Annotated in this window: 14 protein-coding genes; 8 read left to right on the plus strand and 6 right to left on the minus strand. The window is 51.3% G+C overall.

Annotated elements, in window-relative coordinates:
- Nucleotides 1–428: 428 nt before the first annotated feature.
- Nucleotides 429–4,094: a bifunctional proline dehydrogenase/L-glutamate gamma-semialdehyde dehydrogenase PutA gene (gene putA / locus QKW35_RS16345; RefSeq protein ID WP_282354828.1), complete on the plus strand. Its 3,666-nt coding sequence runs from the start codon at nucleotides 429–431 to the stop codon at nucleotides 4,092–4,094.
- Between the two features lie 1,162 nt (nucleotides 4,095–5,256).
- Here putA and QKW35_RS16350 read toward each other — a convergent pair.
- Both QKW35_RS16350 and QKW35_RS16355 read right to left on the minus strand, forming a co-directional pair.
- A complete protein-coding gene (locus tag QKW35_RS16350; protein WP_282354830.1) occupies nucleotides 5,257–6,168 on the minus strand; it encodes a hypothetical protein in 912 nt (303 codons plus the stop codon).
- 43 nt (nucleotides 6,169–6,211) lie between these two features.
- Nucleotides 6,212–7,759 (minus strand): SDR family oxidoreductase, encoded by a 1,548-nt coding sequence (locus tag QKW35_RS16355; protein WP_282354833.1) that lies wholly within the window; start codon nucleotides 7,757–7,759, stop codon nucleotides 6,212–6,214.
- A 634-nt stretch (nucleotides 7,760–8,393) separates the two neighbouring features.
- Here QKW35_RS16355 and QKW35_RS16360 point away from each other — a divergent pair.
- Entirely contained in the window at nucleotides 8,394–9,773 is a 1,380-nt protein-coding gene (locus tag QKW35_RS16360) for an MFS transporter (protein ID WP_282354835.1), read from the plus strand.
- A gap of 715 nt (nucleotides 9,774–10,488) precedes the next feature.
- Here the strand turns inward: QKW35_RS16360 and QKW35_RS16365 are convergent.
- The 4 genes from QKW35_RS16365 to QKW35_RS16380 all read right to left on the minus strand — a co-directional run bounded on the left by QKW35_RS16365 (nucleotide 10,489) and on the right by QKW35_RS16380 (nucleotide 15,351).
- Nucleotides 10,489–12,447 carry a bifunctional diguanylate cyclase/phosphodiesterase gene (locus tag QKW35_RS16365; RefSeq protein ID WP_282354837.1) on the minus strand — a complete coding sequence of 653 codons (1,959 nt, stop codon included), beginning with the start codon at nucleotides 12,445–12,447 and terminating at the stop codon, nucleotides 10,489–10,491.
- 15 nt (nucleotides 12,448–12,462) lie between these two features.
- A complete protein-coding gene (locus QKW35_RS16370; RefSeq protein WP_345774501.1) occupies nucleotides 12,463–13,185 on the minus strand; it encodes a transglutaminase-like cysteine peptidase in 723 nt (240 codons plus the stop codon).
- Nucleotides 13,186–13,331: 146 nt separating this feature from the next.
- On the minus strand, nucleotides 13,332–14,678 hold the full coding sequence (locus tag QKW35_RS16375; RefSeq protein WP_282354839.1) for an O-antigen ligase family protein: 1,347 nt from the start codon (nucleotides 14,676–14,678) through the stop codon (nucleotides 13,332–13,334).
- Between the two features lie 79 nt (nucleotides 14,679–14,757).
- Nucleotides 14,758–15,351: a hypothetical protein gene (locus tag QKW35_RS16380; RefSeq protein WP_282354841.1), complete on the minus strand. Its 594-nt coding sequence runs from the start codon at nucleotides 15,349–15,351 to the stop codon at nucleotides 14,758–14,760.
- A 1,096-nt stretch (nucleotides 15,352–16,447) separates the two neighbouring features.
- Here QKW35_RS16380 and QKW35_RS16385 point away from each other — a divergent pair.
- The 6 genes from QKW35_RS16385 to QKW35_RS16410 all read left to right on the plus strand — a co-directional run bounded on the left by QKW35_RS16385 (nucleotide 16,448) and on the right by QKW35_RS16410 (nucleotide 23,716).
- The gene (locus tag QKW35_RS16385) at nucleotides 16,448–17,854 is read left to right on the plus strand and encodes an undecaprenyl-phosphate glucose phosphotransferase (protein ID WP_282354844.1); all 1,407 of its coding nucleotides are present in this window, start codon (nucleotides 16,448–16,450) and stop codon (nucleotides 17,852–17,854) included.
- 74 nt (nucleotides 17,855–17,928) lie between these two features.
- The gene (wecB, locus tag QKW35_RS16390; protein ID WP_282354846.1) at nucleotides 17,929–19,059 is read left to right on the plus strand and encodes a non-hydrolyzing UDP-N-acetylglucosamine 2-epimerase; all 1,131 of its coding nucleotides are present in this window, start codon (nucleotides 17,929–17,931) and stop codon (nucleotides 19,057–19,059) included.
- Nucleotides 19,060–19,083: 24 nt separating this feature from the next.
- Nucleotides 19,084–20,331 carry a UDP-N-acetyl-D-mannosamine dehydrogenase gene (wecC, locus tag QKW35_RS16395; RefSeq protein WP_282354848.1) on the plus strand — a complete coding sequence of 416 codons (1,248 nt, stop codon included), beginning with the start codon at nucleotides 19,084–19,086 and terminating at the stop codon, nucleotides 20,329–20,331.
- Nucleotides 20,331–21,566, plus strand: coding sequence for an O-antigen polymerase (locus tag QKW35_RS16400; protein ID WP_282354849.1), 1,236 nt, complete (start codon nucleotides 20,331–20,333; stop codon nucleotides 21,564–21,566). Before wecC ends, QKW35_RS16400 begins: the two co-directional genes overlap by 1 nt.
- Complete coding sequence (locus QKW35_RS16405; RefSeq protein ID WP_282354851.1) at nucleotides 21,559–22,728, plus strand: hypothetical protein; 1,170 nt, start codon at nucleotides 21,559–21,561, stop codon at nucleotides 22,726–22,728. The genes QKW35_RS16400 and QKW35_RS16405 overlap by 8 nt, the downstream gene beginning before the upstream one ends.
- Nucleotides 22,721–23,716, plus strand: coding sequence for an acyltransferase family protein (locus tag QKW35_RS16410; RefSeq protein ID WP_282354853.1), 996 nt, complete (start codon nucleotides 22,721–22,723; stop codon nucleotides 23,714–23,716). Before QKW35_RS16405 ends, QKW35_RS16410 begins: the two co-directional genes overlap by 8 nt.
- Nucleotides 23,717–23,739 lie beyond the last annotated feature (23 nt).

Here is a 23,739-nt window from a genome sequence, read left to right on the forward strand (position 1 = left end):
TGCAGAGCATATTTTGAAAGTCATCGGTATCTGTAGGGTAGCCTTCAGGCTACCGGCAGGCTGATCACCAAAGATGACGCAGAGCCTGCCCTACAGAAGATGTGGTAGTGGATAGGGTTGTAGCATCGGTCTCAGGCCGCGACCGAATCCGGGGATTGATATGTCGCCCTCGGAGCGGGCTGCTACAGAGGTATTGAGATCGCGCGCTCGTTCCCACGCTCTGCGTGGGAACGCATACCCATTGAGGGAAACAAAACAACAAAAATTCACGAAGTAATATGTTCTTTTTTGTCGGTCTTTTAAGGTCGCATTGCCTTTAAATTAGATAAAAAATAATTGAAACAAAAGATAAAACAGTAATATTTAGAGAAAACGAACTTTAAGTCATCGATAGAATAGCTAAAAAATTCTTACAAGAAGGTGAGGCTATGAATCTTACGACCGAGCTGACTCTCGACCAGTACCGCGAGATTATCCGCAACAACTACCTGGCAGATGAAACCACTGCTATTCACTCCCTGATGGATAATGCCCGTCTGTCTGCCGATGATCGTGCAGCGATCTCTGCCCGTGCGGCGGAGCTGGTTACTAAGGTTCGTAACGAAAGCAAACCTTCCATGATGGAAAAGTTTCTGGCGGAATACGGCCTGACGACTAAAGAGGGCGTGGCCCTGATGTGTCTGGCTGAGGCGCTGCTGCGTGTGCCGGATTCCACCACCATCGATGCCCTGATCGAAGACAAGGTTGCCAGTGGTAACTGGCGCAGCCACTTGGGTCAAGCAAACTCCTCTCTGGTGAACTCCTCTACCTGGGCGCTGATGCTGACCGGGAAGCTGATCGCACCAGAAGAAGACGAGAAGAAAAGCGTTACCAAGACCCTGCGTTCTCTGGTTAAGCGTCTGGGCGAGCCGGTTGTACGTACTGCCGTGGGTCAGGCAATGAAAGAGCTGGGCCGCCAGTTTGTACTGGGGCGTACCATCGAAGAAGCGACCAAGCGTGCCAGCAAATACGAAGCACAGGGTTATACATACTCCTACGATATGCTGGGTGAAGCGGCACGTACCGATGCGGATGCGATCCGTTACCACCAGGCATACTCCAAAGCGATTCGCGAGCTGTCTGCAGCGTGCAAACACGATGATATCCGCAAGAACCCGGGTATTTCCGTAAAACTGTCCGCACTGCACGCCCGTTACGAATTCGGTCAGCGTGACCGTGTGATGAACGAGTTGGTTGACCGTACCCGCTCTCTGGCCCTGCAGGCGAAGCAGGCCAACATGGGCTTCAACATCGATGCGGAAGAGGCCGATCGTCTGGATCTGTCCCTGGATATCATCGAAGCAGTCCTGTCTGATCCTGCGCTGGCAGGTTGGGATGGCTTCGGGATCGTTGTACAGGCGTTCGGTCAGCGTGCGTCTCACGTACTGAACTGGCTCTATGCACTGGCGACCAAACTGGACCGCAAGATCATGGTGCGTCTGGTAAAAGGTGCGTACTGGGATGCAGAGATCAAGCGTGCACAGGTGCTGGGCCTGAATGGCTTCCCTGTGTACACCCGCAAGGTGAACAGCGATGTGTCCTACATGTGCTGTGCCGAAAAACTGCTGGGTATGACCGATCGTATCTACCCGCAGTTCGCGACCCATAACGCACACTCTGTGTCCTCCATCCTGCACATGGCACGTGATATGGGCACCGAGAAGTTTGAATTCCAGCGTCTTCACGGCATGGGTGAATCCCTGCACGACACCGTGCTGAAAAACAGCAACACCGGTTGTCGTATCTACGCACCGGTGGGTGCGCACCAGGATCTGCTGGCGTATCTGGTACGTCGTCTGCTGGAAAACGGTGCCAACAGCTCCTTTGTAAACCAGATTGTGGATACCCGCATCTCTCCGCAAGAGATCGCACGTGACCCGTTTGATGCGGTTAAAGCGCTGGGTGGCAACGTTACCAGCACCATGATTGACCGTCCTGCTGGTCTGTACGGCGAAGGTCGAGTAAACGCCCGTGGCTGGGATATTACCGATCCTGTAGCGGTAGAGCTGCTGGAGGCGGAACGCTCTGGTTTCCAGGAGCACCAGTGGAATGCTCAGCCGATTGTAGGCGGTAAAGCGATCACTGAGCCAGGCGCCCGTAATCAGATCAATGTTGTAAACCCGGCCAAGCCGGATGACCTGGTTGGTTTTGTAACCGAAGCCTCTGCCGAAGACATCGAAACGGCCATCACCTCCGCACAGAACGGTTACATCGCGTGGTCCAAAACCTCGCCGGAAGAGCGTGCAGCTGCCCTGCGTAAAGTGGGCGACCTGATGGAAGAGCATGCCGCAGAACTGTTCAGCCTGACCACCCGTGAAGCGGGTAAAAACTTGCTGGATGCGGTGGGTGAACTGCGTGAAGCAGTCGACTTCGCCCGTTACTACGCGGCGGAAGCCCTGCGTAACGCCGGTGCCGGTGAAGCGCGTGGCGTGATTACCTGTATCTCTCCGTGGAACTTCCCTCTGGCGATCTTCTCCGGTCAGGTGCTGGCTGCACTGGCGGCGGGTAACGCTGTACTGGCGAAACCGGCAGACCAGACTGCGCTGATCGCTTCACGTGCAGTAGAGCTGATGCACGAAGCAGGTATCCCTGCCGATGCACTGCAGCTGCTGCCAGGTAGCGGTGCCAATGTCGGTGCGCCGCTGACCTCCGATGCACGTATCGCAGGCGTATGTTTTACCGGTTCTACCGCAACTGCTCAGCGCATCAATAAAGTGATGGCTGAAACCGTAGCGCCGGACGCACCGCTGGTGGCTGAAACCGGCGGTCTGAACGCAATGATCGTAGACTCCACCGCGCTGCCGGAGCAGGTGGTACGTGACGTGCTGGCGTCATCTTTCCAGAGCGCCGGCCAGCGTTGTTCTGCACTGCGTATGCTGTACCTGCAGGAAGACGTGGCGGATCACATCCTTGAGATGCTGTTTGGCGCGATGGACGAGCTGCGCATTGGCGATCCATGGCTGCTGAGCACGGATGTGGGTCCGGTGATTGATGCCGCTGCTAAAGCACGTATTGATGAGCACTGCGAAGCATTCCGTAAGCAGGGGCGTGTGCTGAAAGCACTGCAGGTACCGCAGGACGGCCTGTTTGTTGCGCCGACCGTGATCAAGCTGAACGGTATCGAAGAGCTGGAGCAGGAGATCTTTGGTCCTGTACTGCACGTGGCAACCTTCTCTGCAGGCGAAATCGACAAAGTTGTCGATGACATCAACGCGCAGGGTTATGGTCTGACTTTCGGTCTGCACACCCGTGTTGATAGCCGTGTAGAGCGCATCTGCGACCGCATCAAGGTGGGTAACATCTATGTGAACCGTAACCAGATCGGTGCGATCGTTGGGTCCCAACCGTTTGGTGGTGAAGGCCTGTCCGGCACCGGTCCAAAAGCGGGTGGCCCTCACTACGTTAAACGTTTCATGACCAATGCGCAGGCTGCCGTAGAGTCCGAGCTGTCGGCAAACATCGACGCCGCTGTGCTGCAAAGCGCGATTGATCAGGTAAAAGGCTCCGCTCTGGCGAAAGCATGGGCACGTGAACCGGAGCGTAAAGCGAAGTTGGTGAGCCTGCTGGGCGAATCTGCGAACAGCATCGAGGTGCTGAGCAACCTGGAAGCCGAAGCGATGCCAGGACCAACCGGTGAGCTGAACCTGCTGTCCGACCTGCCGCGTGGTGTGGTGCTGTGTCTGGGACCAGACAAAGAAACTGCAACCCAGCAGGCCGCGGTAGCGCTGGCGCAGGGCAACGCGGTTGTGCTGGTGGCTCCGGGTATGGAAGCCTGGGCGCGTAACGCGACAGAAGTGGGTCTGCCGGTAGTTGCCGTTGAAGGTTTGTTGCAGGCGGATGCGCTGGCAACCACCGAAGGCTTTGCTGCCGTGGTAAGCAGTGCGGACAGTGAGACCCTGCGTAGCTACCGCCGTGTACTGGCTGCTCGCGACGGTGTGCTGTTGCCGCTGATCACCGAAATCAACGCACCAGAGCGCTTCGTCATCGAACGTCACCTCTGTGTAGACACTACTGCGGCAGGCGGCAACGCTAGCCTGATCGCATCGGCGGAGTAATCTCCGCCCCGTATCAAATCACTTGTTGAGCTTCTTCACGATCTCACTCCGCCGGATCTGGCCTGATCCGGCGTTTATCGCCTCCGCTCTGGGGGCTTTTTTTGTCTGGAATTTGATTGTGCTTTTGTAGGGCAGCGTTCACGCTGCCGGTAGCCTGAAGGCTACCCTACAAGGGTGGGGCACTTTGTTGCGGTGGTCTCCGACTGCGACTGATCCTGGTATGTAGGTCGATTTTGTGTCGCGCTGGGGGCTTTTTGCCTGGAGTTTGATTGCACTTTTGTCGGGCAGCTTTCAAGCTGCCGGTAGCCTGAAGGCTACCACTACAAGAGAGGGGCGCTTTGTAGCGGCGGTCTCTGACCGCGACTGATCCTGGTATGTAGGTCGATTTTGTGTCGCGCTGGTTTTTTTTGCCTGGAATTTGATTGAGCTTTTGTAGGACAGCGTTCAAGCTGTCGGTAGCCTGAAGGCTACCCTACAAGAGTGGGACGCTTTGTAGCGGCGGTCTCTGACCGCGACTGATCCTGGTATGTAGGTCGATTTTGTGTCGCTCTGGGGGGACTTTGGGGGCCTGGAATTTAATTGTGCTTTTGTAGGGCAGCTTTCAAGCTGCCGGTAGCCTGAAGGCTACCCTACAAGGGTGGGGCGCTTTGTAGCGGCGGTCTCCGAGCGCGACTGATCCTGGTATGTAGGTCGATTTTGTGCCGCTCTGGGGGACTTTGGCCTGGAGTTTGATTGCACTTTTGTCGGGCAGCTTTCAAGCTGCCGGTAGCCTGCAGGCTACCCTACAAGAGTGGGACGCTTTGTAGCGGCGGTCTCCGAGTGCGACTGATCCTGGTATGTAGGTCGATTTTGTGTCGCTCTGGGGGCTTTTTTACCTAGAGTTTGATTGCGCTTTTGTAGGGCAGCTTTCAAGCTGCCGGTAGCCTGAAGGCTGCCCTACAAGGGGGGGCGCTTTGTACTAGCGGGTTGTGTTGTCCGTGACTGTTTCAGATACGAGGAGCAATCCCGTAGTGGAATTATGCTGTAGGGCAGCGTTCACGCTGCCGGCAGGCTAAAAGCCGGCCCTAGAATGTCTGATCACGGGCAAGAAAATGCAAAGGCGGCCATACCAAGGTCACCACAAAACGGAGCGGTGACGTTGGCATCGCCGAGAGGTGTGACTTTAGAAATCTGCCGCCACGCTGAGGGTGATGACATTGCCTTCGGCATCAACCGAGGACAAATTTGAGTTTGTATTGGTGTACTCGTAATTCAGTACAACATCAAAGCGGTCATCAATCGGTTTAATCAGCGTTAGGCTGATCATATCCTGATCATCTTCACGCTTTTCACCAATGGAAGCGGTGACGTTGTCATAGTCACGCCAGTATCGCTGGTACTTGCCCTTGAATTTGGCGATTTGCTCACCGCCGTAACTCACAGGAATGGAAACTGCTGCCTTCAAGTAAAAGGCCTGGTAGTCCAGCTCGTTGTCATCAGCATCCTCTTTTTCCAGCTTGGCGCCAATTGAGGTATAGGCAGAGCTGTCCATAAAGAAGTAATAGTTATCCGTCGAGATGCTGTTTTGAGTGGCATCACGTCCAGGTGCTGAGTCAAAGTCTTTTAAGACCAGGCTGTAGCTGAATTGGTTATACCAGTCATCGGCGGCTGCAAACGCGATGGACGGAGTCAGGCTGTGGGAGTTGTATAAATCATCACTGCCCAAGTCCACTGTCGAATAGCTGTAATACAGACCCAGGTCGTTGTCTTCGGTCTCCCAGGAGCCGAATGCAGACAAGGTGTGAATCTGGAGATCAAAGTCACTCAGAGTGTCGTGTTTGCTTTGGTACAGGTCGTATACCAATTCAAGCTCGGAGTTTTCGCTTTCCAGGGCTAAATAACTGGCAGAAAAATCCAGCACAACCGCTTCGTCGGATTGGCCGGTGGTGGTGTCCAAGGCGGAAACCGTGATGTTGTCGTCGTACTCAACACCAAGTGATGCCGACAGCGAGAGAGGAGACTCTCCCGCGTACGACAATGAACTTGATGCCAGTACTGCACACGCGATTAACGTGTTTGATTTAGCTTTTTCCATAAAAGCTGATCATCCTTTTATCAAATGTGTATCTGGCAAAGCGTTAAGAGTTTTTCGCAGCTTTCTTGGCATTTTCTTTGGCAGCGTTTTTCGCATTTTCCTTCGCGGTTGCTTTGGCTACCTGTTTAGCGGTCTCTTTGGCGATATCCTTTGCAGCTGATTTGGCCGCCTGTTTTGCACTGCCTTTCGCTGCAGATTTCGCTGCGTCTTTGGCTGCGTCTTTGGCTGCAGCTTTTGCTGCTTGCTGAGCTTCAGCTTTCGCTACCGTTTTAGAGGAGCTTTTCGCCGCGCTTCGTGCCGCGTCTTTGGCATCAAACTTAGCGATACGTGCGTCAAACTTAGCTTTTTGCAATGCGCCTTTCTGCTCCATAAACGCAGCTTTTTCCTGCATGTGTTCATCGCCGGTTTCTTCAAACTTGGCTGCGAACTTATCTGCTTTGCTGAGGAAGCGTGCTTCCTGCTCAAAAGACTGTGTGAAGGCATTGATTTGCTGCTTGGTATAGTTGCCTTCAAGCACGCGCTGCAGGTCTTCTGCATCAATGTCGAGCACCAGCTTTCCGTTGCTCGCGTTATTCAGGGAGCGGTTCATCGCAAACAGCTGTTCAGGCGAAAGCTGGCCTACGAGCTCTGCGGTGGCATCAATGTCGGCCTGGATAGCGTCCGCGTCTGTCAGATCAGCAATAGCCTGCAGCGCATCCGCGTCGGTTTCGTCGGCGATGGTCTGCAGCGCATCGGCGTCGGTTTCATCGGCAAGTGCTTGCAGGGCTTCAGCATCGGTCTCGTCTGCCAGTGCCTGCAGCGCCTCAGCATCGGTTTCGTCAGCGATTGCCTGCAATGCATCAGCGTCGGTTTCGTCAGCGATCGCCTGCAAAGCGTCAGCATCAGTCGCATCGGCAAGTGACTGCAGTGCTTCAGCGTCAGTTTCATCCGCGACCGTTTGCAGAGCGTCAGCATCAGTTGCATCGGCGATTGCCTGCAGGGCATCTGCATCGGTTTCGTCTGCGATTGCCTGTAGCGCATCGGCGTCAGTAGCATCGGCGATTGCCTGCAGCTCGGCTGCAAGTGTCAGGTTTTCTTCAGTTGGATCCGCTTCGGCGGTTTCCTGTGCAGCTGCCGCAGCGGCATCTGCCTGAATCGCGTCCTGTGCGGCCGCATCTGCTTCGAGTGCTGTCAGTGCAGCGGTATCTGCTTCTGCCGCTTCTAGCGCTGCAAGGTCGGCTTCCTGTGCCGCTTGGGCGGCTGCGTCTGCTTCGGCTGCTGCTTGCGCTGTCAGATCCGCTTCAACGGCAGCCAAGGCATCGGCATCTGCCTCAGCGGCTTCAATGGCTGCTGCGTCCGCTTCGGCTGCCTCGATTGCCGCTGCATCGGCATCGATAGCGGCTTGTGCTGCCGCGTCAGCTTCATGTGCTGCTTCCGCCGCGGCATCATCCGCTAGCGCCTGTTCCAGATTTTCCAGGTCGTCTGCGGTGAGGGTGGTGATTAACAGGTCTTCGCTATCAAATTTATGACCATCTACGCCGTCTTGCGCGAAACTTGTTGGGAGATAGGTCAAAGAAAGGACTAGTGTGGAAATAGCAGTCTTTTTGAACATGTAAGACATCCTATACATACTGTGGTCAAAAAATCGCCGTTATTCAGTGCTGATACGCACACAGGGCTCCCTCCCGCGATGGCCGCATCGAGATCTGCGGAACTGCTAAGGTTGGATTCCCGTGTCGCGTTTTGACAACACGCTCCTAACTATCCGATTTCATCGTTTAATAAACGAGAGCAATGCTCCCTTGCATACTTAGTTCCATACCGAATTCCATTTACATGCAGTCGGCGGGGGGCTCACCACGGGTCATACGGATACGACTACAACCCAAGCGAGATGTCGGGTGGGTAGCAAGCTATAGGCCAAGGGTTAAAATTCTATTTATTTCAATGGGTTATGCTCGTTTTGTTGTAAGCGTGAATATGAAGCGAGATGAACGCAGGTTGATATTGCGAAAAACTGACGCTAATCGGAGACAAGAAATCTACGTAATATAGGTAATACTATAAAAAACAATAGATTATAGTGTCTCTAAATGGAGACATGAGTGGGTCTGCATGGAGATACTGTGTATGCGAGGTGTGGTAATAGACGCGTGCATCTCGATTTCTGGATCTGCAACGTCACCAGCATTAATATTTCAGGCTTGGGCATTCAGGGGCAGCGATTAAGCGGCCGGAGGCATAACATGGATCTCTTCTCGCCACTGTCAAACGCGACGTTTCGCTGGCTTTTCTTCAGTCAGATAATTTCATTGCTGGGTACCGGGTTAACCACGGTTGCATTGGCATTGCTTGCCTACGACTTGAACCCTGGCCATGCCGGCGCACTGTTGGGAAGCGCGCTGGCGATCAAAATGGTGGCGTATCTCGGCGTAGCGCCGGTGGTTGGCGGGTATGTGAGTCGCTTGCCCCGTAAGGCATGGCTGGCATCGTTGAATGTGGGGCGGGCGCTGGTCGTTGCATGCCTGCCGTTCGTCAGTGAAACCTGGCAGCTGTTCCTGCTGATCTTTCTTCTCAACGCTCTGGCCGCGGGCTACACGCCGGTTTACCAGGCGTTACTACCGGATATCCTGCCTGAAGAGAAACAGTATACCCGCGCACTGTCCCTATCCCGCCTGGCGATGGAGATAGAGGCGTTGTTCAGCCCGATGTTGGCCGCGTTGCTGTTGCTCGTAGCGTCCTATGACCTCTTGTTTGTTCTCAATGCGGTGGCGTTTGCTGTTGCTGTCGGATTTGTGTTGGTGTCCGTGCTTCCGCAAGGCGTGGTCAGTGAGCGCAGTGGCGGTGTCTGGCATCACGTGAGCTTTGGCGTAAAGAGTTATCTGAAAACACCGCGTTTGCGAGGGGTGTTGTTGCTCAACCTGGCGCTGTCTGCAGCAGGCGCGATGATCATTGTAAATACGGTGGTCTACGTACGCAGCGTACTGGGGCTGGGTGAAGAGGCGGTGCCGCTGTTGATGGCGTCTGCGGGGGCGGGGTCTATGGTCGCGGCTTTGGTGCTGCCTAAGTTGTTGGAACGCTGGCCGGATCGTCCGGTTATGTTATGCGGCGGGGTGTTATTTGCGGTAGCTCTGATGTGTGGTTTGCTAGCGCCGGGGTATGCGGGATTATTTCCAATCTGGTTTGTTATTGGTGTCGCAACTTCACTGGTGTTGATTCCAACAGGCCGTGTCGTGCGCGACTCCTGCAGTGCCGCTGATCGCAACGATTACTTTGCCGCAAACTTCGCGCTAACCCATGGCATGTGGCTGGTGGGATACCTGTTGGCGGGGTGGTTGGGTAGCCTGTTGAGTATAACGATGACGTTTTTGCTATTGGGGCTAGTGGCTTTTGCTGCCACGATTACCGCAAGCAGGGTATGGGGCCAGATGGATCAGAAGGTGCTGTGGCATGAGCACCAAGCGATGGAGCACCTGCATCCCCACGTGCACGACGAACACCATCAGCACGAGCACGAAGGATGGGAGGGGCCTGAGCCGCATGTGCATCCCCATCACCACCCCAGGCAACGCCACCGTCATCCATTTGTGATTGATGAGCACCATGTGCATTGGCCGAAGCAGTAGTGCTCTGTGTTGTAGGGCAGCTTTCCAGCTGCCGGCAGCCTGAAGGCTGCCCTACAGACGGGGCATGATTATCGGTAGCAGCCCGCTTTGAGGGCGATTTGAGGTATACAGCATCTAGCCATTGTTTGTCGCTTTCAAGCTGCGTGTTAACGGGCATATTGTAGGGCAGCTTTCAAGCTGCCGGCAGCCTGAAGGTTGCCCTACAGACGGGGCAGATTATCAGTAGCAGCCCGCTCTGAGGGCGACTTGAGGTATACGCCATCTAGCCACTGTTTGTCGCTTTCAAGCCGCTGTGTTATCGAGCAAATTGTAGGGCAGCTTTCAAGCTGCCGGCAGCCTGAAGGCTGCCCTACAGACGGGGCATGATTATCAGTAGCAGCCCGCTCTGAGTGCGACTTGAGGTATACAGCATCTAGCCATTGTTTGTCGCTTTCAAGCCGCTGTGTTATCGAGCATATTGTAGGGCAGCTTTTAAGCTGCCGGCAGCCTGAAGTTTGCCCCACAGACGGGGCATGATTATTGGAAGCAGCCCGCACTGAGGGCGAGTTGAGGTATACAGCATTTAGCCACTGTTTGTTGCTTTCAAGCTGCTGTGTTGTCGAGCATATTGTAGGGCAGCTTTCAAGCTGCCGGCAGCCTGAAGGCTGCCCTGCAAAGGTAGGTCTGGTTGCCGTGTGTTGGCCACCGCAACGCGGTGCCCAACACACTCTCTAAATTAACCTTCCAGTGCCTTCGGGCGACCGTGCAGCCAGCCCTGGGTACCGTCAATCTGCAGCTGATTCAGCTCGTTCAGCTGAGTCTCACGCTCGATATGTTCCGCATACGCCTTGATACTCAAGCTGTGCGCAATACTGATCAGGCTACTCACGAAGAAGCGGTCTTCCGCGTGCTGGTCGATCTTGCGGATCAGCGAGCCATCAATCTTGATGTAGTCCGGCTGTAACGTGTAGAGGTACGCAAAACCAGCCGGGTGGATGCCGAAGTTATCGACACCAAACTCCATGCCGTTTGCTTTCATCATCTCGCGGAAATGGCGCACATCGCTCAGGTTGTTGAGGATCGCGCTTTCGCTCACCTCAACATGCAGGTGGTGTTTGTGTTCGCTATCGGCAACCTGAGTCTTAAACCAGTTCACAAACGCTTTATCACGCACGGCGTCTGCACTCAGGTTGATCGCTAATGTGCCGCAGTTTGGATGTTGGCGGGCATGTTCGAGCGCACGCTGAATCACGGCGCGGTCCAGCATTACCATCAGGCCAAGTTCTTTGATAACACTCAGGAACTCACCGGCGGTGCACGGTGTGCCTTTCTGATCGAGAATGCGGGCCAGCAGCTCCTGCTGAGTAGGCTCTGGACTTTCTTTACTGCACACCAATGGCAGGGTCTGCAGGAAGATCTGTGCGTTGTTTATAGAATCGGCGACGTGTTGGTGCCATGCGGTGCTGTCTCGCAGGGCTTTCTCATCAGAGCCGTACATTACGTAGTTCTGGTCCTGCTCTTCCGCCTCACTCAATGCCAGGCGGGCTTCGGTGAGCAGTGGGTTGCAGCGGGTTGTGTCGTTGGCGTGAGCCAAACCGATATGGATCGGCCAGTGGCGCTCGATAACTGTAGAGCCGCTCAGTGCCTCGAAATTAGCCTGCAGATCAGCACACAGCTGGTTTACGGTGCGCTTCAGACTGTCATCATCCATTCGCTGCAGTAGCAGAACAAAGTCTGCGCCGGTCAAGCGCCCCAGAATGCTTTGATCGGATGCCTGGGCGAGCTTCTCCAACTTGCAGGCAACAACCTTGATATAGTTGCTGGCTTTTTCCATACCCAGATCGCGGTTCAGGCGCGTAAGATCGGTAATGCGCAGGTAGAGCAGGGTGCCGTTGCCGAAATCCTGGCGGTAATCCAGACGCTCGGTAAGCTGTGCTTCGGCGGCGCGCTGGTTGGGCAGGCCGGTCAGGCTGTCCTGGTAGGCGGTGCGGCGCAGGTCTTCGATGTGGCGGCTCTGCTCGTCAAACATCAGGCGAACCTGTTTCACCATCTGGTTCATCGCGGTGACCACGCGTTTCAGCTCGCGGGTGCCGGGGATGCTGGATTGCTCGATAAAGCGCTTCTCACTCAGGGCCAGGGCCTGGGCTTCCACGCCTTTCAGCGGGCTTAGGATATACGTCAGCAGGGCGCCGATGGCGACAGCGCTGAGCGCGGCCAAAATGCCAAACCAGATCAGGGTGTTCTGAATCCCGTGCCAGAGTTTTGCATAGGCGTAACCGGCGCGGCTCTGAACGTGTACGCTGCCGATCTTGCTCCACTGGTGGGTTACATCACGGGTCATCTGAGGCGGAGTGATCTGAAACAGGTTGGTAAACCAAGTGGGTACATCGTCATCAATACGTGGAGGCGTGGTTTTTGAGTACAGGATCTTGCCGCTGTTGTCGCTGATGTCGATACGTTGGTAGAAACCGCTGTCGAAGATGGCGTTCACGGTTGTTTCGATGGCGGCAATATCGTTCTGTGCAATGGCGGGCGCAAGATAAAGCCCCAGATGCGTGGCGGCGTCCTGGCCGTGGGATTGCAGCTGGTTTAACAGCATCGTCTTGGAGCTGTTGGACATAAGGTAGGCGGAACCCAGCAGCAGGGCGATCAACACTGCAAAGGACGCGGCTACAAGTTGCTTAACAAGACTCATTGTATGCTCTCCCAGCTATTCAACAGAGTTCACTGTCTGGTTCTCAAGCCGCGAACGTAGCTTGACCCAGTGTTCCAATCGATCAGAAGTACCGATAATTTCGGCGCGGCGTCCCTTTTTGGATAACCAGAGGTTGTCACCGTTAAAGCTGTACACGTGAATCAGGTCGGGACGTTTGTTTGCCGGTTTGATCTGCGGGATCAGATTGTCCAGTACCAGTGGCATCGCGGATGGTGTTTTGTAATAGGTCAACACCATGTGTGCCTGGTTGTACTCCACCGCTTTAACGTAGGCGATGCTCATCTTGCTATCCGGCACACCTACCTCACGCAGGGTGTAGTACTTGGCGATGGAGAAGTCTTCGCAGTCGCCGCCATTGGTGATCAGAAACTCCACCGGTGTGGCCCAGTAGTCCTCTTTCTTCCAATGGTTGATGTCATCTACGAAGCGCAGCTGGTTAAAGAAATCGTTAACCTTACGCAGCTTCACAGCTTCGGAATCGCGCTTGATGCTTTTAATCAGCTGTTGCCAGCTCTGTAAGCGAAGCTTGGCCTGGGGTCCATACTCGCGTCCAAGCTTTTCGATATAGGCTTTAGACAGGCGAACGCTCTGGTGGCTGTCCCCGAGGGTGGCAACAGAGAGGCAGAAGGCGAAAATAGCCAGTAATAGGTACAGGCCCAGGCTGCCCGGTCGGGTGTGGTTTGAGACTCCGGAATTGGGGCGTGCGCGTTCAGCCACAAAGCCTCCTTGCGTTAAAGTGAGGAGCGATCCGCGATTATCTGGCTGTGATATACAAATCAGCAGATCAGCACAGCATCAGCTAGGCAGTATAGCTGCACTCATCAGAAAGGCCTTTGCCGGTAAATGACCGGCACAAACCGAGGTTAGTGCCGGCTGAAACTCGTCTGTCGTTTTCCGTCCTTGTGGTACATCGATATCCAGCCAAGTGCGAGAATCACCATAAAGGTGGCGGCGTTGGCTGGAATCTGCAGGTTGAAATCGACGGTTGAATGGATGCCCAGGGCAATAATAGCCATGATCGCGGTGAAGGATAACCCGCGCATCAGCGTATCCTTGCGCTGCCACTGGGCGCGCAGTGCCACTATAAAAGTAAGCAGTACCGCCAGTAGCAGTGGCATAAAGCCAATCAATCCAAACTCGATGGCAAACTGCAGGTAGTCGTTGTGGGCATGATCAAAGTAGATGCGGATATCCTGATGGCGATACTCCGGGAATACGCCATAAAATGAACCCGGCCCAGTGCCGGTGATCAGGTTGTCCTTTAGGAGGGGCAGTGCTTGTTCGTTTACCTCATCACGAGCGATCGTGTTCCTGGTGGTATTTTCGATACGGTTAACCACTTTCTCCACGCCAAAGAACGTACCCACCACAACCAGGTCGATGATGATCAGGCTGGTGAGCAGAATAACGGTGGCACGCGAGGCGCGTTTGCTCAGTATCAGGGCAATCACACCGGCAAGGGACATGCTGGCAAAGAATGCGGTGTTGCCCATGCGGGAGTGGGTCATCACCAGTGCTGCAACCATTATCACCAGGCCAATACGCACGCGGGCCTTAGTGCCCAGCAGAGCCTCCAGCGTGCGGCGGCCAAAGTCGCGCCAGCTACCGGCTGAATTGTCTTTCAGGCTGGCGATCATAAAGCCGATACCGACCGCCAGGCAAAGTTCGAGATATCCCGCGAGGTGGTTGCGGTTGATAAAGGTACCGGTTGCCACGCCCTTGTACGCTTCTTTTGGCAGGAAGAGTACGTATTCGATGCCGGATAAGGTCATCAGGCTGCCGTAGATCGCCTGGCAGATACCGGAAATAATCAGCGTGTATACAACAATTTTTATGCGGCGGCGCGACTTCAAAAGCAGCAGGGTTAAAGCAAACAGTGCCGTTAGCGCGAGGCCTAAAATCAGTTGTTGAAGGGTGCGTGCGGGGTCAAGCGAGCCGCCCTGACTGTTGTCCAAATAGAAACTGGTAAATACCCAGCCCTGGACGAGCGTAAATAATCCCAGTACCGGCCACGCCTTGCGAAAAGCGCGGGGTAAAGGCTGTTGGTTCTGAAGGTGTTTAATGCCCCACCACGCACACAAGCCAAAAGTGGCGACGCACAATACGGCTACAGCCCAAGGACGGTTGCTGCCCAGTGGGATAGGCAGCCAAAACAGCAAACCACAAAACAGGTAAAAGATCGGACGGTCTGAGGCGATTGCGCGGGACATGGTAACTACAAGCTAAAGAAAAAGACAAAAAGAAAGCGCAATAATGCGCTTTCTTTACAACAGTCGCGGCACGTGACTATTAAGTCGGGCTTCCGCTAGTACCACCGGACGCACTTGGAGCCGGAGCAGGTGGTGCGTTAAACGTTGGTGCAGGCGCAGCCGGTGTTGGTACTACTGCAGTAGGTACAACCGTAGCAACCGCTTGAGTAATGGCTGCGGCTTCAGTAGGAGCTGCTTGAGTTACTGCCTGAGCAACGGCAGCGGCTTGCTCTGGAGCTGCCTGTGCAGCTGCCTGTGCAACAGCTGCAGCCTGGGCTGGAGCCGCCTGGGTTACAGCTTGGGCAATGGCAGCAGCCTGTGCTGGAGCTGCCTGTGCAGCTGCCTGTGCAACAGCTGCCGCCTGGGCTGGAGCGGCTTCTGCTGCTGCTTGAGCGATAGCTGCTGCCTGAGTAGGAGCTACCTGTGCTGCTGCGGCTACTGCCTGGGCAGCCATGGCTGGGTTTGCTGCAGCAATCTGTGCAACAGCCTGTGCAACACTCAAACCTTCAGCTTCAGCATTTGCGATGATCTGATCCATTGGCAGGCCTGCATCCAGGTCCGCTTGAACGTCAGCATAGGCAGAGCACAGTGGGATCATCATCCCTGCCAGTGCTCCAATAAGTACTCGGCGCATGATTTTCACTCCATGAGAGGCGTTTCAAACAAAAATATAAGTGCTGGGATTGTACCGGCAGACGGAAATCACTGTAAACCATAAAGTGTGACTATTGGGTGAAAAGTGCGCGGAAATTTTGAGGGTAGAACATGTTGGCTGGCGTCTATAAGAGGGGGGGAATTTGGTGAGGTGGTTCACACTAGATCCTGTAAGGCCGTCCTTCAGAGGGGGGCAAGCATGCTGCTCTGGCTGATACGGCGTTACAAACCTACTCAAATGCTCATTTACATTTACACATTGTGGGGCCGCTTTTAGAGGGTATCGCAAAACTACTGCGCTTGCTGATATGGTGTTAAAAATCTGCTCGAAATGATCATTTACACCTATACATTGTAGGGCAGTTTTTAAGCTGCCGGCAGCGTCAATGCTGCCCTACAAATCCCTATTAGTCTGTGCCGCCCTAAATGCGTTTTCGCAGCTTTTTGCCTTGTATAAGCTACGCTCATTACGTTTTACAACACCCTCTTTAAGCTGCCAGCAGCGTGATCGCTGCTCTACAAATTCCCATCAGGTACAGCCAATAACAAAAACTGTACGCATTCTCATGCAGAGCTGGGAACGAGGAGAAAGGTAGCTTTCCCTGCTAATCAACGATGAACCTTTTTAAAGTCATACAACCGAAATAGTTTTTCAATATCATCGTTAGGACTGCACGGGCGATAACATCGGGAATGATGCCCAGAATTTAAACGTGCGTTTAATGCGTCGCGCAGAGGGTGTCACATCTGGGCGTTAAGAATTTCTTCGGTTTTCACGCCATGGGGCTATCCCGCAACGATATGATGTTTGTATAATCCTTCGCCTGCTGTCGCCAGCATAATATGGAAGTGGTTTGGATTTAGTGGCGGATATAGGCAAGCACCGGATTGCATTGCGCGCAGTGCGTATTTTTCCCTTTTGTTTGTCCTCTCGCTCCTAATTCATACGCACACCCAAGTATAGCCAAACCTTTTGTTGTATCTAGAAAAAGGTGGCGTGTAATGATTTAAACGCTTGGTTGCAGTGAACAGGTTGTAAAGCCGCCAAGTGGTAAGCAAGGGAACGATGTGTACAGATGCTAGATAGAAGAAAGCGAAGCCGTGTAACAGCGAAAGGCGCGAGTGGTGGTATTACGTTTTGGGTTCAGTGGGGAGCTGCGCTGTCATCTCTGCTGCTGTTACTGATTGGCCTAACCGTATTGAAGACAGATGGCTTTGATGCACAGTACCGCATGTTGGCCGTTTTACTTCCTCTAGCTGCGGTACCTGTGTATACCCTGATGCGCGTTTATCAGCGCGGTGTGGGGTATTTTGCAGGTGCCACCCGTGTTTTAGTCGCTTGGAGCGTCCTGTTAGCGCTTTTGGTGGCCGTAGCCTTTGTTACTAAAACGAGTGAAAGCTTCTCACGAGAGGTCTTTTTACAATGGGCTGCGTTGGGTGCAATTGCCCAACTTATCTCTTATGTCATTATTCATAATATTAACGAGCGTCTATACAGTCGGCACCGTGCAAAGCGGGTGGCCGCAATTATCGGCACAAATTCGAGTGCGTTATCCTTAGCTGAAAAAATTACCCGTGAGCGTGGTGAGCCTTTAAGGGGCTTTATCTCCATGGGTGATGATGCGGATGAGGTCAAAGCATCCGGCTATACAACCATTGGTACTGTTAGTAGCCTGCGCAGCTTGGTTGCCAATCACTCAATCACCCGGCTTTATATTGCGCTTCCTCTAAGTGAAGCCAAGCAGATCGAAGGGTTGTATATCGATCTCCTGGACATAAGTGTTGATGTGGTATGGGTGCCTGATTTTGCTGATTTGGTCCTGCTTAATCACTCTGTGTCTGAAATCGCAGGTATGCCTGCAATTCACCTGAACGAAAGCCCGCTTACCGCATACCCGGCTGCAATTGCCGTCAAATCTATTCTGGATAAGGCAATAGCATTGATGGCATTAGTGGTGTTAAGTCCATTGATGCTGGGCGTGGCATTGGCAATCAAGCTGACATCACGCGGCCCTGTAATATTTAAGCAGCTACGTCACGGATGTAATGGCGCGATTATCGAAGTTTGGAAATTTCGCTCGATGCGTGTGCATGATGATGCGGATGTAAAACAGGCCTCACGTGGTGACTCTCGTATTACGCCGGTAGGGCGTTTTATACGCCGATCGTCCATTGATGAGCTGCCGCAGTTGATCAATGTGCTACAAGGCCGAATGTCCCTTGTAGGTCCTCGTCCTCATGCGGTACAGCACAACGATTATTACTCAGACAAAATTCACGCCTATATGGCGCGCCATCGCATCAAGCCTGGTATTACCGGTCTGGCTCAGATTAGTGGCTGTCGTGGTGAAACTGAAACGATTGATAAGATGGAGCAGCGGGTAGAGTTGGATCTCGCATATATCAATCGATGGTCTGTATGGCTCGATATCAAGATATTGGTTAAGACGCCAATGTCATTGCTTTCTAAAGATATTTACTAATTACATTTGGATACAAGCATCTGGTGGAGCGTTGTTTGCTCGCGATTCGCCTTTTGTGTTGATAGGACGCTTTAATGGAACGCAAAAAAGTACTTATAGTATTTGGAACTCGCCCGGAAGCTATAAAAATGGCGCCTCTGGTTCATGTGCTTTCTGACGATACCCGTTTTGAGGCGAGAACATGCGTGACAGGGCAGCATCGAGAGATGTTGGATCAGGTATTGGAGTTATTTCAAATAGAGCCTGAGTATGATCTTAATATCATGCAGCCAGGGCAGACGTTAGGTCAGGTTACATCACGTATTTTGGTCGGTTTAGATGAAGTTCTAGATAGCTTTAACCCGGATGTGGTGCTTGTTCACGGTGATACCGCAACGACCTTTGCAGCTTCTCTCGCGGCTTATTACAAACAGATTCCGGTTGGCCATGTTGAGGCCGGCTTGCGTACAGGAAATATTTATTCCCCTTGGCCTGAGGAAGCTAACCGAAAGCTGACGGGCTGCCTGACACGATTCCATTTCGCGCCTACTGAGGCGTCAAAGCAAAACCTGTTAAGCGAAGGATACCCATCCAGTCATATCGAGATAACAGGGAATACAGTTATCGATGCACTGTTGATGATAAAGAAAAGATTGGATGAAGATGTGCAGTTAAAGGATTCATTAACTGCTGCCTTCCCAATGCTTGATCCGGGTAAAAAGTTAGTGCTTGTTACCGGTCATCGTCGTGAAAGTTTTGGTGGCGGTTTTGAACGTATTTGTATGGCGCTGCAGCAGGTTGCGCGTAAACACCCTGACTGCCAAATCGTATACCCGGTACATCTTAATCCACAGGTTCAGGAGCCCGTTAATCGGTTGCTGAGTGACGTGAGCAATATCCATCTCATTGAGCCGCAGCAATATCTGCCTTTTGTATATCTGATGACCCGCGCGCACGTGATCCTTACGGATTCTGGCGGAATTCAAGAGGAAGCCCCTTCTCTTGGAAAACCAGTGTTAGTGATGCGAGACACAACCGAGCGGCCTGAGGCTGTTGAGGCCGGTACGGTTAAGCTGGTTGGAACCGACGTAGAGCAAATAAGTTCAAGTCTCGATATTTTGCTGGCAGATGAAAATGCGTATCAAAAAATGAGCATGGCCCATAATCCTTATGGGGATGGTGCAGCATGTCAGCGCATCGCAAGTGTATTAGCAGAAAATTTGTAAGTTGTACCACGAAAGGAATTTAGTATGTCGTTTAAGAAAGTATCTGTAATTGGACTGGGATACATAGGTCTTCCTACCGCCGCTGTTATTGCTTCTCGTGGTATTGAGGTAATTGGTGTCGATGTTAATCAGCATGCTGTTGATACCATTAATAACGGCGATATCCACATCGTAGAGCCTGATCTCGATATAGTTGTTCGAGGTGTTGTATCAACGGGCAACTTGCGTGCAACGACAACTCCTGAGTCTGCAGATGCATTCATGGTGGCCGTTCCGACGCCATTCAAACACAGTGATGATGGAAGTCACGAACCTAACCTTGAGTACATTAAAGCAGCATCCGAAGCAATAGCTCCGGTATTGGAAAAAGGAAACCTAGTTATCCTAGAATCAACCTCCCCGGTTGGTGCTACCGAAAAAATGGCTGAGTGGCTTGCTGAAGCACGTCCGGATCTGACATTTCCTCAGCAGAAGGGTGATGGCGCTGATATAAACGTTGCGCATTGTCCGGAGCGCGTATTGCCAGGGTATGTACTGCAGGAGCTGGTATCTAATGACCGTGTTATTGGTGGTATGAGCAAGGTCTGTAGTGATCGCGCTGTAGAGCTCTATAAAACATTTGTACGTGGTGAATGCATTATTACAACCGCACGAACTGCTGAAATGGCAAAGCTCACTGAGAACTCCTTCCGAGACGTAAATATCGCTTTTGCAAATGAACTATCCATTATCTGCGACAAGTTGAAAATCAATGTGTGGGAGCTTATTGCGCTTGCAAACCGTCATCCGCGTGTAAACGTACTCAATCCTGGGCCGGGTGTTGGTGGGCACTGTATTGCGGTTGACCCTTGGTTTATTGTTAATAGTTGTCCAGAACACTCAAAGCTCATACGTGTAGCAAGGGAAGTGAATGACTTAAAGCCAGAATACGTGATTGGAAAAGTTTTAAGTGCTGCTGATGAGTTTAAGAGACCAGTGATTGCTTGCTTAGGGCTTTCGTTTAAAGCGGACATAGATGATCTACGTGAAAGCCCGGCGTTGGAGATAGTAAAGGAGTTACATAAAAGGCAGGCTGGGCGATTGGTTGTTGTTGAGCCTAATGTGGAGTTATTGCCAAATGAAATTGATGGGAGTGTTGAGCTGGCATCTATTGACTACGCGTTGGATGTTGCAAATATAGTGCTTGTACTGGTTGATCACAAAGAGTTTAGAGTGCTTGAACGCAATAAGTTGTTGTCTAAAGTGCTGATTGATACTCGCGGTATATTTTGATGAATATTCGCCACCTGACGTCCCCGGTGCTAGTGGTAGGATTTGTGCTAGCGCTATTCTTTGCATCATTTGTTGAAAATGGAATTTCTTGGGGGCGATATGATACTGAGTTGTTCCAATATGTGGGAATATACGCCCTTTTTGTGTTGTGTTTTTTAATTGGTGGTCGGTTATCGGGCGCGAATCGCAATATTGAGAATGATCATAATGCTATAGCGGGTAGTTTTGAGGAGAGTATTAATAAAAAACGGTTTGTGATTGTATGGGGAGTTGCGATCCTTTTTTATTCCCTTAAGCTTCTAGTGTTAGGTGCAGTTCCGATACTAAGTTCAGATCCTACAATTCGCTCGACGGGGGCGTCGCTAGGGGGGGTGGTAGATTATCCTGTAAGGCTGCTTAGTATTTTGGGGGTCGTTTCTTTTTGGTTGTATTACGAAGTACGAAGGCGACAATACTTAGCTCTATTTGCTTTGTCTGTTCTGTGCAATTTGCTGATGTTGAATCGAGCTGAATTGCTCTTTTTGGTGTTCGCAGCAGGTTTGATTTCTCTTAGGGGAAAAAGGATAAAGCTGTCTAGTTTCGTCGGTTACTGCGTTGGCTCTGTGGCACTTTTGTTTGTAGGTATTGGGCTTTTGGCTGTGGTTCGCTACGGGGCCCATAATATTGGTAATGGCTTGGATCTTGGTGAGCTAGTGTTGTGGGTGATACACGGGGATCTGACTGGAGCGATTAATTTCGGCTCATATGTGGCTGACACCGTGAAGGGCGAGCTTTTGGGTGGTAGATACACCCTTGGTGAATACCTGTCTATAATCAATCCTTGGTATGGGGCTCACGGGGCTGAGTATCTAAGAAACGAATTTTTACCAAATCGAAAAACTGCGCAGTCCGTGGCATTGCCGTTTAACTACTATTTGGATTTTGGGTTCTTTGGTGTGGCGCTTTTCTCCTTTGTTTGCGGTTCGGCTTACGTTGCGTTGCGGCGTTATTTTATTTCGGGTGGGAATATTTTGGCAGGGACATTATTTGTATTGTTCTTTTTTAACTTGTTGTTGTCGGTTAGAAACGGAATTTTTCCTGTGAACCCGCTTTTTCTTTATTGTATGGGTGGGGTGTGCTTTTTCTATAAGGTTGGAGGGTTGAGTGGGTGGCGGCTTCTGGTAATGAAGTTGTCGGCAACTTTGTTTGTGATGAGTTTGCCTGTGTCGCTTTTGATTGGCCTTTCTCGTGTATAGAATTGTTAACTTATTTTTTGTTACAGCTTCCCCAGGGCTTCATAGGCTAGCCCCGGTTCTTGTCATACCTTTATTTTTTGGTGAAGATGCCAGCATAATTCAGTTGTACTCGTTGGCTGGGGTGCTTTCTTTCTTTTCAGCTATGGGTTTTGTTAATGTGCTCTATAGTCTGCCTTCCTGTGAGCGAAAGGAGTTTATAACCAGCTATCAATTGCTAATGTTAGCTCTACTATCATTCTCTGTTTTGGCATTGCTAGTGTTTCGTGGCGGGTATACCAACGCTCTTCTTGTCGTGCCGCTTTGGTTGTATGGCTGGGGGATGTATCAAGTTCTTCGAGCCTATTTGCTTTCAAAGGATTGTTTAGGTCAGTTGGCGCTTTTGGAAGCTGCTTTTCTGGGTTGTTTGTGCTTGGTTGTATTTTTTCTTTATCTGTTTGAACCGGGAGCGCTGGGTGTTGTTTTGGGGTTGTTGCTTGTTCCCTATCTGGTTGTTCAAGTGGTCTTTTTTCGAGAGGTGGATTTTTTGTTGGTCTCTCTGAAAGGATGTGTGGAGGTCGTTTTGAGCAAAGGGCTGTGCTATTTTTCCTTTGCTAACTTTTTTAGTGCTTCTCCAATGCTTTTGATGCCTGTTATCTATTCCTATTTTGAAGTGAATGATAGGGATGTTGTATTTGCTGGGGTTGTTTCTACAGTCCTTAGTGTGGCGATGTTGGTTGGAAGGGTGCTTTCAAATTATTATCTTCCAAGGATGTCTAACGCTGTAAGTCCTTTGCCTTACCTAAGAAGTTTTCTTGCATATAATACTTTGTCGTTGGTTTGTGTTTGTCCGCTTTTGTTTGTTTTTTTTGTGTTTGGCTTTGATGTGGCTTATCCTGAGGTGGTTACTTCAAACTCGGGTTATATCCTGGTAGGTTGTGTCGTTTCTTTTGCGTTCTCTCAGTTTGTCCTTCCTCACTCGAACTATATTGTTGTTAGCAATAAATCTGGTTTTTTGTTTTTCGTGAATTTTGTTTGTTTTGTTTTGTTTTGTTTTGGTCTCTTTGTTGTGTGGTTGATGGGAGGGGGTGTGGTTGTAAGTGTGGTTAATTTGGTGGCTGTTTTTTCTTTGCTGAGGGTGGTTTTTATGAGTGTGCAGCTTTATAGGTGGGGGGTGTATGCTTAGTGAAAATATCTCTTTGCGAATTTCTGTTTTAAGAAATGTCGCGATTTTTTTTGTTTTATATATTCATGTTTATGGTTATTTCTCGCAAGGTGACTTTGTATTTGGGTATGTTTTTGATTTCGTATCCCAAGTGGTCGCTAGAAGCTCGGTTCCTGTTTTCTTTTTTGTGTCTGGTTATTTGTTGGAGCACTCTCTGGGAAGAGCTAGGAGGGGGCAGTATGGGCGCTTGATTAGGTTGGCGAAAGTTTACGTTGTATGGAATTTCATTGCTGCTTTTTTGTATTTTATAGTTTCTTTCTGGGTACAGCCGGGTGAGCAGAGTAATGTGTCACAAATGACGGCAGTGGAGTTTTTGCAGGCGCTACTTGGGATTGGGCGAAACCCAATTAATTATCCTTTATGGTTTCTAAGGGATTTGGTGATTGTTTCCTTAGTCTATTTGCTTTTTTTGAGAAGGACTTCATCGATATTTTTGATTGTAATGTTTTTGGCTTCCTTGATGGGTTGGTTTTGTTACTCTGCGGAGGGGTTGTTGCAGCTTAGTTCCCAAGGGCCATGCTTTTTTCTAATGGGTGTATTGCTGTTTAAATTTGGTCGTTTCTCTCTCTTGTCTGCTCCATGTGCCCGCTGGACGTGTCTGGGGGGGTATTTGGTGATGGCGTTTGTTTCTACTCTATTGATATCGGAATATGGGTGGTTGGTGTTTGGGGTATTTAATAAGGTTGTTATTTTCCTCGGTGTTCTTTTGTTTCTTTCAGTGCCTTTTGAAAGGTTGGCGTCTTTCTTTGGGGGGAAGGAGTATTCCCTTCTTTTGTTTGTTGCGCATGAGCCTGCGATGACTTTTCTTATGAATTGGCTGGGGTTGGTGGTTGGCTACCAGTCTTGGCAGTTTTTTTTGGTCCCTGTTTTTTTTGCGGTTGGAATTTTGGGGGTGATAATTCTGTTGAGACTAAATGTATTTAGTCGTGTTCGGTCGGTTGTATTGTGAATTGAACAGGCGCGTATTTGTGT

The organism is Pontibacterium granulatum, assembly GCF_029961155.1.
Taxonomy (GTDB): domain Bacteria; phylum Pseudomonadota; class Gammaproteobacteria; order Pseudomonadales; family Balneatricaceae; genus Pontibacterium; species Pontibacterium granulatum.

Excerpts from the sequence above, each read along its gene's own strand:
- putA (WP_282354828.1), top strand. The coding sequence starts at position 429 with ATGAATCTTACGACCGAGCTGACTCTCGACCAGTACCGCGAGATTATC.
- QKW35_RS16350 (WP_282354830.1), bottom strand. The coding sequence starts at position 6,168 with ATGGAAAAAGCTAAATCAAACACGTTAATCGCGTGTGCAGTACTGGCA.
- QKW35_RS16355 (WP_282354833.1), bottom strand. The coding sequence starts at position 7,759 with ATGTTCAAAAAGACTGCTATTTCCACACTAGTCCTTTCTTTGACCTAT.
- QKW35_RS16360 (WP_282354835.1), top strand. The coding sequence starts at position 8,394 with ATGGATCTCTTCTCGCCACTGTCAAACGCGACGTTTCGCTGGCTTTTC.
- QKW35_RS16365 (WP_282354837.1), bottom strand. The coding sequence starts at position 12,447 with ATGAGTCTTGTTAAGCAACTTGTAGCCGCGTCCTTTGCAGTGTTGATC.
- QKW35_RS16375 (WP_282354839.1), bottom strand. The coding sequence starts at position 14,678 with ATGTCCCGCGCAATCGCCTCAGACCGTCCGATCTTTTACCTGTTTTGT.
- QKW35_RS16380 (WP_282354841.1), bottom strand. The coding sequence starts at position 15,351 with ATGCGCCGAGTACTTATTGGAGCACTGGCAGGGATGATGATCCCACTG.
- QKW35_RS16385 (WP_282354844.1), top strand. The coding sequence starts at position 16,448 with ATGCTAGATAGAAGAAAGCGAAGCCGTGTAACAGCGAAAGGCGCGAGT.
- wecB (WP_282354846.1), top strand. The coding sequence starts at position 17,929 with ATGGAACGCAAAAAAGTACTTATAGTATTTGGAACTCGCCCGGAAGCT.
- wecC (WP_282354848.1), top strand. The coding sequence starts at position 19,084 with ATGTCGTTTAAGAAAGTATCTGTAATTGGACTGGGATACATAGGTCTT.
- QKW35_RS16400 (WP_282354849.1), top strand. The coding sequence starts at position 20,331 with ATGAATATTCGCCACCTGACGTCCCCGGTGCTAGTGGTAGGATTTGTG.
- QKW35_RS16410 (WP_282354853.1), top strand. The coding sequence starts at position 22,721 with ATGCTTAGTGAAAATATCTCTTTGCGAATTTCTGTTTTAAGAAATGTC.